Below are 13,423 nucleotides of genomic sequence, written 5' to 3'. Positions count from 1 at the left end.
TTGCTATAATCTTTCATGTTTTATTTTTTCTCTTTACTTCTGGCTCGCTGCTGAAGAACTTCTGGTGGCGGACCATAATCTCCATCACTGAAGTATACTCGTTCTACTATATTTTCCGGTTCCACTTCAATCCACAGACGGGCACCTCCGGCTTGACTTTTATTGGGTTGATGGGGCTGATAAATTATTTGGCAAGAACCATCAATTTTTAAAGCGTGGCAATAATCTTTTTTATTTCCTACTTTCACCGCTACTGCTGGATAAGAGGTTCCATTGTCTCGGTTATAGTCTATAGTCTTTCGCAGAACATGGATGATAGTCTTAGCTTGGCGTTGAAATTTATTCCAAGTTCCTTGAGGACCACGACGACCTGGTTTAATTTCTGGCATTCCTCGATAGTTAAGCGGAATTTGCCAAAGCCTTTTGGCTTTACGAGCACCTCGAACACGATCTTGATTTAGTAGAGTTCTTAATCTACCTGTAGATATATTCAGTAAAAAAGCAGCTTTTGTTGTACTTACAAATGAGATAGTCATAACTATAACGTCTGAGTTATTGAATATTTTCTTTTAGTAAATTCAAGTAGTTGTTAAAAATTGTTAAAAATAATATTCTAATTGGACTTTGTTATTCATAATTTAGATGACATATCAATTTTTAGGAGCTTCACTTCAGGCAAATCAAATTTTTTACAAAATAGGGCCGATTACTTAATTCCTAGAAGAATAACACAGATTTATTACAATAACATAAACTCTACAGATAAATTAAGAACACTTAAATAACTTTAGGTATTAACCTTAGGCCTTTATAGATTTACTTTAGGCCTTCTTAGTAAGACATTATCGTGATAGTAATTATACTATACACTTTAGTTATTGATAGTTTATAGAAGTATTAATGATTTTTTTAGCTTATCCACTTCTTGTCCGATAATTGAATTAAGGATATTTGTCTTCTAAGCAAGCAATAATTCCCCAAACTTTAGGATTTTAAACTGATACAGAGAGAAGCTAGCAGCAATCTTTTATGCAAGCTTTCATTTTAATTTGAGCAACAAGATATCCATACTATTGACATTAAATACTGATTATGCTAGCAGATATTAATAAGGATAGCTGTAAAGTTAATGTTTATCAAATACGTGTTTTGCCAGAAATAAAAATTAAGATTGGGTGGAATAAAAAAGCTTTATGCTGTAAAGCCAAATCAAAGCAAAAATTATAGAATCAACCACCCGAAACATTTATGACAGGTACATAACTATCTATTCAATCTAATACTAACATACAAAAATTAATCTCTTATAATACCTAATATAAGGTCTTATGTCAACCCTTGTTATTGTAGAATCTCCGACTAAAGCCCGCACCATTCGCAACTATCTACCCTCCGACTACCGCGTGGAAGCATCTATGGGTCATGTGCGTGACCTACCACCTTCTGCCGAGGAAATACCAGAAAAATTCAAAGGAGAAAAGTGGGCACAGTTAGGGGTAAATGTAGAGTCAGATTTTGAACCAATCTACGTTGTCCCCAAAGACAAAAAGAAAACTGTCAAAGAACTCAAAGATGCTCTGAAAGAAGTTGATGAATTACTTCTAGCCACAGATGAAGACCGTGAAGGAGAAAGTATAAGTTGGCATTTATTGCAACTACTAAAACCAAAAGTTCCTACTAAACGGATGGTCTTCCATGAAATTACTCCAGAAGCTATCCGTAGAGCAATTGATAATTGTCGTAACATAGATGAGCAGTTAGTCAGGGCACAAGAAACTCGTCGTATTCTAGACCGCCTCTACGGTTATACTCTCTCACCTGTACTTTGGAAAAAAATTGCCAGAGGTCTTTCTGCAGGTAGAGTACAGTCAGTAGCAGTCCGACTCTTGGTTAACCGAGAACGCCAACGTCAGGCTTTTAAGCGAGGAGGTTATTGGGATTTAAAGGCTAGTTTAGAACAAGAAAAAACTCCATTTGAGTCTAAACTTGTGACCCTTGGGGGGACAAAAATAGCTACTGGTAATGACTTTGATGAAAATACAGGCAAAATAGTTGAAGGTCGTAATGTTATTTTATTGGACGAAGCTCATGCAGAAGCTCTCAAAGAACAACTGCAACATAAGCCTTGGACTGTTAATAGTTTTGATGAACGAGCTGTTAGACGTAAACCATCTCCACCATTTACTACTTCTACTTTACAACAGGAAGCTAACCGCAAACTACGAATGGGTGCTAGGCAAACAATGCGGACAGCCCAAAATTTATATGAACAGGGCTTTATCACTTATATGCGGACAGACTCAGTACATTTGTCTGATGAGGCGATCGCTGCTGCCCGAAGTTGTGTTGAGAAAATGTATGGCCCGGAATATCTAAGTTCTGAACCTAGGCAATACACTACTAAAAGTAAGGGGGCTCAGGAAGCTCACGAAGCTATTCGCCCTGCAGGTAAAACTTTTCGCACTCCCCAGGAAACAGGATTGAAAAATCAAGAATTTGCTCTCTATGACTTAATTTGGAAAAGAACAGTAGCTTGTCAAATGGCTGATTCTCGTCAAACCCATATTACAGTTAATTTACAAGTAGAAGATGCTGGTTTTCGTTCTAATGGAAAACGGATAGACTTTCCTGGGTTCCTCCGGGCTTATGTTGAAGGGTCTGATGACCCCGAAGTATCTTTGGAAAACCAAGAAGTACCATTGCCTGCTATAAAACAGGGAGACCATCCTGCTTGCACAGAAATAGAAGTAGTGGGTCATGAAACTCAGCCACCTGCCAGGTTTACCGAAGCGTCTTTGGTAAAAACTTTGGAAAGTGAAGGTATCGGCCGTCCGAGTACCTACGCTACTGTTATTGGTACTATTGTTGATCGTGGTTATGCCAAACTCCAGAGTAATGCTTTAGTTCCAACATTTACTGCTTTTGCTGTTACAACTTTACTGGAAAAACATTTTCCTGAGTTTGTAGATGTCAAGTTTACTGCCCGTATGGAACAAACCCTCGATGACATTTCTATGGGTGAAGCTCAGTGGGTACCTTACCTTAAAAAATTTTATTTTGGGGAAAGTGGACTTGATACTCAAATCAAGGAACAGGAAAATCAAATTGACCCTAAGTTGGCCCGAACTATTGAGTTAGATAATTTGGATGCTAATTCAGAGATGACTTATCGTATATGTATTGGTAAGTTTGGTGCTTATATTGAGGCAGAAAATGGTGAGAATATAGTCAAAGCTTCTATTCCTGAAGATTTAACTCCATCAGACCTAGACCCAGAACAAATAGAGAAACTGTTGAAGCAAAAAACAGAGGGTCCGCAGGAGTTGGGAATTCATCCAGAAGAAGATAAGTCTATCTATATAATGACTGGTCGTTACGGTCCTTATGTGCAGTTGGGTGATGATTCTGAGGGTAGTAAGAGGAAACCAAAGCGAGCTTCTTTGCCAAAGGGTGTCAATATGGAGGATGTAACTTTGGATCTAGCGGTAGGGTTATTATCTTTACCTCGTACTTTGGGAACTCATCCAGAAACTGGTTGCAAAATTCAAGCTAATTTAGGACGTTTTGGCCCATATATCGTTCACGACCAGGGAAAGGAGGATGGTAAAGACTATCGTTCTTTAAAGGTTAAGGATGATGTTTTGACTATTACTTTGGAACGTGCTTTGGAGTTATTAGCTCAACCGAAAAGATCGAGGAGAGGTAGTGCTAAAGCTGTACTTCCCCTCAAAGATTTGGGTAAACATCCTGAAGATGGAGAAACAGTAGGTGTTTATGATGGTCGATATGGACTTTATGTGAAGCATGGTAAGGTTAATGCTTCTTTGCCTAAGGATATGTCTGTTGAGGATGTAACTTGGGAAAAGGCTCTAGAGCTTTTGCATGCTAAGGCTAGTAGTAAAAAATCTGCTCGTGGTAGGAAATCCACAAAGTCAAAAGCCGAAAATAACTAGGGTTTGTTCTTCTTGATCTTTTTAAGGAGTAGGGGGGTCGGCAGGGCATTTTTATTCTCAAAGAAAGCTATCGCATAACTACCAAAATTGAAGGCAGTTTAATATTTTTTTCTCTCTCAATGTCTCATTTGAGAAAAAAATAGCATGATCGCTTATTATAAAATATTTTTAGATTCCTCACTTAATTAGGGGTAAGATAGAGAATAAAAACGCCCTGAAGAGGTGGCTAGGGACGTTGCATAAAACATCCCTACAGAAGAATGGGGAAATTTCTCCACAGGTTATAAAAAGTAGATTTTTAAAATTTATCTTTAACCCTTCTGATTTAATTTTTAGGGAGAGAGTAGGGAGTGGTAAGTAGGGAATAGTAAGTCACAAGTTAGGATTAATGGTACGGTCACGAGGAGGTATTAGCAAGAATTGTCCTTTGATTTTTCTGTAATGGTTCGTGCGAAATCCGATCCATGGATGAGCTTAAACTACTAAAAAGCTGGTACTTTTTGCTTAGCAAATAATCCTAAAGGCTTTATATGTCATACTTTTAGAATTAATCAGCTAGCGCTAAATAGGGTTTGCTGAATAAATTAGACAATGCTTTATTTCTTATTCAAAAAAAATAATAAATATTGATTATTAGACTTTAATGAAAATATAATTTTAAGTAATTAAAAAAAAATACCAAAACAAAAAAAGTGTAAAAAAAGAAAAAAAGTTTCTTGCAAGAAGGTAGAAAGGTTGATTAGTAAAAAAGTAATTGCGTACATAATTGTGGAAGTTTCAGAAAGTTTTGCTATTACTTTGACTAGACTAAATATTTTTTTCGTATTGCCCAAGTTGACCCTCAATATGATTACGTAATCTTTTATCTAATTTAGCTTGTTTCATATGTTTTTTATCAATATTTTTGGGTGCTCAACAAACCGGCAGATAGCTCCCATAAAATAGCTCTCAGATGAAGTAAATTTTCTATTTTCGCGCGCGACTCTGTAAATTGGGTCTCCATGAACCGAATCTGGATAATTATCTGTGTAGTTTTTAAATTATTTAATGGTCACTTTTACATCTCCTGATTCATTATAGTTATCTGAACTTATCCTTATAGGAATCAATTTTTCTTAATATTTTAAATAATTATTTTCTGAAGTTGACTTGAGTTTTTGATAAAGTACAATAGGGTTTTTCCTGAACTGATAAAAAATCGAAATACATCAGAGATAATTTGAGATTTTTTACCAGACTATTTGCAAAATATTTGAGATATAAAAATCAATTTTTTCTCAATATTTTCAATAATTATTTTCTGAAGTTGACTGCTTTTTTTCTGAATTATGCTATGGTTTATACTCAAAAAAAAATGGGGAAAATTATGTCTAATTCAACATGGGTGACCAGTCTTGTTGTAATAAGTTAGCTCGATATTAAAAGAATTGACAATTAATATATCCATTTCCTTATTGACTTTTTTTTGCTGCTGTTAAGTATAAGAAAGATATGCATTATTGAGTATTTATTTTTCTAGAATATCGGAGATATAGTCATTTGAAATAAGAATGAGACGCTATTTGGCACAATAATTACGAATAATTTCATCGAGAGATGTGTTTATAGGTGAATATATTCTAGCTCTTTTTAATGCACTAAAATCATGTTCTTAGTCATTTAAATCAGGAGAGCATTTTGGCAAAAATAGTAATTGATGACCCTTGCTTCTACTAATTGTTTAATAACCTTTTTTCTATGAATTGGTTAATTATCCATAATTAGTACACTGGAAATTTTTAATGATGGTAATAAATCTTAATTTAACCATTGTTCATATCTCACGGCATTTAGGATTCCTTTAAATATAATTGGTGCCATTAAATCTTTTTCCTTTTTTCTTCTCCCAGCTACTAACTTTTCTCTTTTTCCTCGTTTTCCTTCTGGCTCACCATCAACTTTTTTCCCTTTTTTTAACCAGGCATAAATACAGTCTTGATTATCTTAAAATCCTGATTAATCAATAAATACAAGGCTTTTACTTCCAAATTTTTTGATGAAATTTCGTAGTTTCTGATAATATTTTATTCGTTCTTCTCTATTTATTTTTCTATAACGAAGTTGTTTTTTTTAAGGAAATTTTATTCTTTTTAAAGCGTAAAATATAGCTTTAGGATTAACTCCATTTTTTTTATCTGTGTCTGCTAAGGAGCGATTATTTATTGGGTTTTATATCTTTTTTTAATTCTTTCAAATCTAATTTTATTAGGCAATATTTTGCCTTAGTTGCTTCCAATTTTGGGCGAGATAACTATCTAGATATCGAAGCTATTTCTATCCCAAATATATGAGCTGCTTCGGTAAACATACCATTATTTTCTACAAAATTTATTACTTTTTGTCTTAAGTCTAAACTCTAAGGCATAGTTAAAAGTAGTTTCTAGTTGACTTGATTTTCTTATCCTCAATTTTTGTCTCAATCTTGATTAAAACGACTATAATTTGAGATTTTTTAGCAAACAATTTGTGATGTATTTGAGATATGAAAATCAATTTTTTCCAAGATTTTAAATAACTATCTTATGAAGTTAACTCGAGTTTTTTTTATGAAGTACAATAGGATTTTTACTGGACTGATAAAAAACAAAATACATCAGAGATAATTTAATATTTTTCACTAGATAATTTGTGAGATATTTGAGATATAAAAATCAATTTTTTTACAAATTTTAAATAACTTTTTTCTGAAGTTAACTAGTTTTTTTTCTGAATTATACTCTGGTTTATCCTGAACAAAGAAACTAGAGATACATCGGAAAATTATCTATAATTAAATATTGAAAACTAGTTTTATTGTAGTAAGTTAACCCAATATTCACAGAATTTAAAATTAATATATCCATTTGCTAATTGACCTCTTTCTGATGCTCTTAAACATAAGAAAGATATACATTATCAGGTATTCCTTTTTCTAGAACATCAGAGATAATTTGAGATCTAAAAATTAAATTTTTCTCAATATTTTCAATAAATATTCTCTGAAGTTGACTGATTTTTGCTGAATTATGCTCTAGTTTCTCCTCAACCTAAAAAAACTAGAGATACATAGAAAAAATTATTTCTAAGTTAATATGAGCAACAAGTCTGATTGTAATAATTTATCCTAATATTCAAAGAATTGACAATTAATATATCTATTTCTTGATTGACTTCTTTCTGCTGCTATTAAGTATAAGAAAGATATACATTATCGGGCATTTATTTTTCTATAATATCGGAGATAGTTTGAGATTGTTGAGCAAACAATTTGTGATGTATTTGAGATATAAAAATCAATTTCTTTAGAAGATTTTAAATAACTATTTTCTGAAGTTAAGCTATTTTTTTCTGAAGTATGCTCTTTGTGATGTATTTGAGATATAAAAATCAATTTTTTTTAGAAGATTTTAAATAACTATTTTCTGAAGTTAAGCTATTTTTTTTCCTGAAGTATGCTCTGGTTTATACTAAAAAAAACTAGAGATATATGGAAAAAATTATGTCTCAGTCAACATTGGAAAATAGTCTTGTTTTCACAAGAAAACCCAATATTTAAATGATTGATAATTAGTATTTCCGTTGCTATTTAGTAGAATAAGAATATATATCATCAGGTATATCTATTTCTAGAATCTCGGAAATAATTTGAGATTTTTGACCGTACCATTTGTAGGGTATTTGAGATATGACAATTAATTTATCCCAAGATTTTAAAGAACTATTTTCTGAGGTTAATTCTGTTTTTTTCTGGAGTACGATAGGGTTTCTCCTGAACGAAGAAAAACTAGAGATACATCGGAAAAATAATGTCTCAGTTAACATTGGCGACCAGTTTTGTTTTAATAAGTCAACCCAATATTCAAAGGGTTGACAATTAATATGTCCGTTTCCTGGTTGACCTATTTCTGCTGCTGAAAATATCAAAATATTGGAGGCATGATTATTTAATATTTCTATCAAGTTAAGTTCTTTGCCTGGTGGTAAATGTTCAGCTACTTCTAAACACATAACTAAATCAAATTTGCGTTGTAAATTTAATGGGTGAGTTAAATCATGGCAAATATATTGATTTTAATTTAAGAAACTTTGTTGTGGGATAAAACCATCTACACCGATAATTTCTGTAACTCCTCGTTTATTGAAAATTTTCAGATATTGACCTACACCACAGCCAATATCAAGAATATTTTCTGGCAAAAATCTCTGATAAATATACTCGAATGGTGGAATATCAATAAATAATTTTTCTAAGTGAAAATTTGGCTCAAAGACGCCATGTTGATGATTATCTGTTGATGGGGAAGTAGGTGATTCGCTGAAGGGAATTAAGTCTTCTCTGGAAATTAAAGGAGGGATTTTTATAATTTGATTTTCCCAAGATTTAATAATAGTTGTAATGACATTGGTCCGGTAATCATTTTTAGCTATTAAATCGGAATAAGAAAGTTGCGATGATTTGATGGTAGGAGGTTCTAATTCAACATGGTTTAAACAATCTTCTTTTACCTCAACTTTTTGTGCGTAGTTAAGAGCTATATATGTTAGGTCTGAGTTAGAAAACTTTTCTCCTCGCATAATTTTTATATATAGGTCATACCATTGATAACATTCTCCTTTAGTATCTCTACTTTTAAATCTTTCTAGCACACCTAACCATCCTAGTAAAATTTTTTTGAAAAGTTGATTAACACTTCTGATAGGAAAGTGAGCTAGACAAATATCTGATAATTCAACACTGGGTATATCGCCATTTTTGCTTGTTACTCCATGACTACCTTGATCGATTTTAAGTTGATAATTAATACTACGGCTAGTTTTGAGGATAATTTTAAAATACTGTGGATTTTCTTTTGTTCTTCTGTGTTTAAAATTTGATAGTAAATGACTTGTATTAGTAGGTTCAGGAATATAGGTTTTCCAAGGATAAATACCTATCCCATTTTTAGGAATGACTGAAAGTGAATTAATAAATGATTCTTTTGATGGTGACTGAATTAATTCATCTGCATCATTGGAACAATAAATTCTGGAAATAATGATGTAGCTACTCTTCTGTAGAAATTTGTCATTTTATTATTTTGATTATGAGCCATTTTATAGTCATCAATTACACAAAGGTTGAAACCTTCTTGAATAAGTTTGTTAATGATTTTTCTACTATTATCTGTAGAACCATTATCGGCTAATACTAAAAAGTCAAGATAGTTCAAATTATGACGAATAAAAGTTTCTAAAACGTCTTCCTCGTTTTTAATCATGGAAATTCCCACAACCAAAAAATCTGAGTTAATTTGATTGGAAGTCAAATCAATATTTTGCTCAAGTTTCCTACTTTTAATTGTTTCCAGACTCTGATGAAAAAAATCTATATTAGGATTCAGTTCAATAGCTTTTTCATATTCAATAATGGCTTGAGCAAAATTACCTTGTTTTTCCAGAGCATCCCCTAATTCATAATAAGTAAAAGCAAAGTCTGGCTTTAAATTTATAGCTTGTGTATAGAGAGCGATCGCTTCATCTAACTTTCCCTCACGTTTCAGTTTATTTCCTTGTATGATTAAATTTCCTGTAGTCATTTTATTAAAAATATTTCCTTGATTAATTAGTTTGACTTTTCATCAGATGAGGCAAAGGAATTTCAGGAACTGTTTTTCCGAGAAAACTACATAATTTATCCCAACAATCTCTTTCCTCTCAACTTATCAGTAATTTATCATTGAACATTAAAGAATTTTCTCGAGGAGTAACACCAGAAATATTTTCATGTTGTGAAGCACCCATAAATATACTGGATTTTACCCACTAAAATATTTCCATCCCTCCCTCCTCAGTGGAAAGTCATCAACGTTTTCATTCTCTGAAGCTCCAAAAAAATCGCGCCCCAAAAGATTTTCCGCTGCATTCCCACAAAAATTGTGATATTATAAAGACTATAATGGTAAGTTCGCCTATACGCATGACTTTTTATTCAACTAAATTTTCACACTTAAATTTTCACACTCAGAGATAACAGAACATTGAAGAATTTTCTCAAGGAGCAACACCAGAAATATTTTCATGTTGTGAAGCACCCATGAATATGCTGGATTTTACCCACTAAAATATTTCCATCCCTCCTCAGTGGAAAGTCATCAACATTTTCATTCTCTGAAGCTCCAAAAAAAATCGCGCGCCAAAAGATTTTCCGCTGCATTCCCACAAAAATTGTGATATTATAAAAACTATAAGGGGTTGTTCGCCTATACGCATGACTTTTTATTCAACTAAATTTTCACTCTCAGAGATAACAGAACATTGAAGAATTTTCTCAAGGAGCAACAGCATAAATATTTTCATGTTGTGAAGCACCCAATATGCTGGATTTTACCCACTAAAATATTTCCATCCCTCCTCAGTGGAAAGTCATCAACGTTTTCATTCTCTGAAGCTCCAAAAAAATCGCGCGCCGAAGGATTTTCCGCTGCATTCCCACAAAAATTGTGATATTATAAAGACTATAAGGGTAAGTTTGCCTATACGCATGACTTTTTATTCAACTAACTTTTCACACTTAAATTTTCACACTCAGAGATAACAGAACATTGAAGAATTTTCTCAAGGAGCAACAGCATAAATATTTTCATGTTGTGAAGCACCCAATATGCTGGATTTTACCCACTAAAATATTTCCATCCCTCCTCAGTGGAAAGTCATCAACGTTTTCATTCTCTGAAGCTCCAAAAAAAATCGCGCGCCGAAGGATTTTCCGCTGCATTCCCACAAAAATTGTGATATTATAAAGACTATAAGGGTAAGTTTGCCTATACGCATGACTTTTTATTCAACTAAATTTTCACTCTCAGAGATAACAGAACATTGAAGAATTTTCTCAAGGAGCAACACCAGAAATATTTTCATGTTGTGAAGCACCCATAAATATGCTGGATTTTACCCACTAAAATATTTCCATCCCTCCCTCCTCAGTGGAAAGCCATCAATATATTCATTCTCTGAAGCTCCAAAAAATCGCGCGCCAAAAGATTTTCCGCTGCATTCCCACAAAAATTGTGATATTATAAAGACTATAAGGCTAAGTTCGCCTATACGCATGACTTTTTATTCAACTAAAATAGTATAGTTTCTCAGGGATTAGGAATGCTGCAGAAAGGAAAATCAATGTAAAAAATAAGTTTAGTGGTTCTATATAGAGAGGGATATAGCTAATACCATGCCCCGCATTTCATGTCGCGCAGCGAAACGCGAATCTAACTTTCCCTCATATTTGAGTTAATCTCCCTGCATCATTAAATCTCCTGTAGCAATTTTATTAAAAATATATCCTTGATTAATTAGTTTGACTTTTCATCAAATGAGGCAAAAGAATTTCAGGAACTGTTTTTCCGAGAAAACCACATAATTTATCCCAACTATCTCCTTTTTCCCAACAAATTATCAGTAATTTATCCGGTTTACTTTGAAAGTAATCAATAACTTGTTGATTATGACTTTCGTAAAAATTTATATACTCATCTGAACAATTCTGTGGATGACCTAAACCATAGATTAAATCATAGAGATAAGCTGCTCTATCTTGTAGTCGAAAATAATGATTTAAACAACTTTTAAACCAAGTTTGAGAACATTTCCTTATGGTTAATATAAATTTACTATTAGGGTATTTTTGATCGAGCCATTTGTAAATCAAAGGCCACGGATAATCTTCAAAACAATCATATTGATTGACTACTCTATGAACATCATCAAAATTATCTAATTTAATTTGGTAAAGCAGTTTGTGATTAGTCAAAGTATACCAACCATAGTGTTTATATCCAAGATTATTTAAGCAAGCTCCCAAAGTTGTGGTACCTGTTTTTCCTAAACCAATTCCAAATATTTTTGTTTTCGATAATTCCTGTTTTGAATTGACAGATTTTTCTTTTATGCGAATAGTTAAAGTAGGTTTTTGACTAGGTTGTTTAAATCTACCAAACAAATTATCAATACATTTTTTAGTCAAACCAAGTTGTAAGTATACTTGATATAAATATTCGTAGCTAATTACTGAACTGGAGTTTAATTCCAGTGCGATTAAAAAATTAATTATAGCTTGATGATAATTTTTATTCTGGAAAAAGCAACAACCTAGACTATTGTAAAATCCATAAAAGTCTGGGTTACTTTCAATAGCTTGTCTATAATAATTAATTGCCTGATTTAACTCACCTTTTTTTTGTAAAGCTTTTGCCAGTTCATAACAAAACCAGGCAGAGTTAGGATTAATTTTAGTAGCTTGAAAAAACTGAGCTATTGCTTCATCTAAATCTCCTTTTTCTGTTAAAGTTTCTCCTAGTTCATAGTAATACCAAGGAAAACCGGGATTTAATTCTATAGCTTGTTTGTAAAGAGCGATCGCTTCATCTAGCTTCTCCTCTTTTTTTAATTTATTAGCTTTTGAAATGAAATTATTAATCACTGGAACCATAAACTTTTTATAAATGGGAATAGATATTTTTATCTGATAATTTTTATCAAATTTATATTTAATTTCTAATTCAAATAAATACCCAAACTTTTCTAGACAAGTTTTATATTTTTCTACCACTATTTGCCTAATTTGATCATCAGAATAATGGGAATAGTACTTTCTTTCAGTTTGATTAGTATGAGGCAATTCAAATAGCCAAGGATTTAGATCAAGATTTCATATAACTTTCTAAAAATCTAACTTTAATTTATCAAATATATAGGTATAATCTACTAATATTTACCCAAAATTATCCTCTATAAATTTATATTTTTCCTCCCACTGAGCATGGTTTTTTTTGAAATTTTGTGGAGATATTCCTGAACAAAATAATTTTTAGATAGATTAAGTAATTTGAGTAAATCAGGTCTTGTTTTTTGAGTGTAACAAAACTGTGAGGCTACTTTATCCCAAGGGTTTCTAATAACAGTAAATTTAAAATAATTATTGAATGTATCTGAGGGTACTTCTAATTTAATATGTTTAGCCATCAAATGTTGAAGACCACCTGTTTAATATTTATTTGGTAATCCCAAAAATTACTTTTTAGTTCTAGGATGAAGAAAAAGAATATCTTCAATAAAACTACAATATATCTTAGAATATGTGTTTTTGAGTTGTTTGTACTCTAGAATATTCAATTTCAAGAATATAGCCTAATAAATTGTTTTGAATTTTATCAAGATATGGTAAATTTTCCTTTTGTTTTTTGTTGGAACCTATATTTTTTTTTCAGCAGGTCAAAGAGAGGCAAAGCTCTGGGGCATGAGCTAATTATTTAATGTGTGAGAACCTTCATTCTACTTGGTTTTTTTCATTCTTAGTCTCTTTATTCCTCACCTGTATATTTTACTTTTTTGTCAAGTACATTTTATATAAATTAAGATGAGCTTACCCTGCTCTATAGAGTTAATTTGAGGTAAATTTGCATTTTTTATATAGTACT

6 protein-coding genes and 2 pseudogenes are annotated in these 13,423 nt (G+C 32.1%); 1 reads left to right on the top strand and 7 read right to left on the bottom strand.

The window, feature by feature from the left end; all coding sequences use genetic code 11:
• Nucleotides 1-20: 20 nt before the first annotated feature.
• Nucleotides 21-536 (bottom strand): hypothetical protein, encoded by a 516-nt coding sequence (locus tag TERY_RS00120; RefSeq protein WP_011609955.1) that lies wholly within the window; start codon nucleotides 534-536, stop codon nucleotides 21-23.
• Nucleotides 537-1,328: 792 nt separating this feature from the next.
• On the opposite strand from TERY_RS00120, the gene topA reads away from it, so the two are divergent.
• Nucleotides 1,329-3,953: a type I DNA topoisomerase gene (topA, locus tag TERY_RS00115; RefSeq protein ID WP_011609954.1), complete on the top strand. Its 2,625-nt coding sequence runs from the start codon at nucleotides 1,329-1,331 to the stop codon at nucleotides 3,951-3,953.
• Between the two features lie 1,558 nt (nucleotides 3,954-5,511).
• On the opposite strand, the pseudogene TERY_RS29450 reads toward topA, so the two are convergent.
• The 6 genes and pseudogenes from TERY_RS29450 to TERY_RS24515 all read right to left on the bottom strand — a co-directional run.
• Nucleotides 5,512-6,348, bottom strand: a pseudogene (locus TERY_RS29450) (transposase); the annotation flags it as partial.
• Between the two features lie 1,205 nt (nucleotides 6,349-7,553).
• A complete protein-coding gene (locus tag TERY_RS24525) occupies nucleotides 7,554-7,979 on the bottom strand; it encodes a hypothetical protein (protein WP_011609953.1) in 426 nt (141 codons plus the stop codon).
• Between the two features lie 63 nt (nucleotides 7,980-8,042).
• Nucleotides 8,043-8,618: a class I SAM-dependent methyltransferase gene (locus TERY_RS24520; protein ID WP_011609952.1), complete on the bottom strand. Its 576-nt coding sequence runs from the start codon at nucleotides 8,616-8,618 to the stop codon at nucleotides 8,043-8,045.
• 347 nt (nucleotides 8,619-8,965) lie between these two features.
• The gene (locus tag TERY_RS00105; protein ID WP_011609951.1) at nucleotides 8,966-9,547 is read right to left on the bottom strand and encodes a tetratricopeptide repeat protein; all 582 of its coding nucleotides are present in this window, start codon (nucleotides 9,545-9,547) and stop codon (nucleotides 8,966-8,968) included.
• Nucleotides 9,548-9,569: 22 nt separating this feature from the next.
• A pseudogene (locus TERY_RS34230) lies at nucleotides 9,570-9,647 on the bottom strand (hypothetical protein); the annotation flags it as partial.
• Nucleotides 9,648-11,295: 1,648 nt separating this feature from the next.
• Complete coding sequence (locus TERY_RS24515) at nucleotides 11,296-12,624, bottom strand: tetratricopeptide repeat protein (RefSeq protein ID WP_011609950.1); 1,329 nt, start codon at nucleotides 12,622-12,624, stop codon at nucleotides 11,296-11,298.
• Between the last annotated feature and the right edge of the window lie 799 nt (nucleotides 12,625-13,423).

It is taken from the genome of Trichodesmium erythraeum IMS101 (assembly GCF_000014265.1).
Classification (GTDB): Bacteria; Cyanobacteriota; Cyanobacteriia; order Cyanobacteriales; family Microcoleaceae; genus Trichodesmium; species Trichodesmium erythraeum.
This window is presented reverse-complemented; position numbering and strand designations above follow the sequence as displayed.

What these genes read in the sequence shown, in the direction of transcription:
- TERY_RS00120 (WP_011609955.1), bottom strand. Translation starts at nt 536, where the DNA reads ATGACTATCTCATTTGTAAGTACAACAAAAGCTGCTTTTTTACTGAAT.
- topA (WP_011609954.1), top strand. Translation starts at nt 1,329, where the DNA reads ATGTCAACCCTTGTTATTGTAGAATCTCCGACTAAAGCCCGCACCATT.
- TERY_RS24525 (WP_011609953.1), bottom strand. Translation starts at nt 7,979, where the DNA reads ATGTGTTTAGAAGTAGCTGAACATTTACCACCAGGCAAAGAACTTAAC.
- TERY_RS00105 (WP_011609951.1), bottom strand. Translation starts at nt 9,547, where the DNA reads ATGACTACAGGAAATTTAATCATACAAGGAAATAAACTGAAACGTGAG.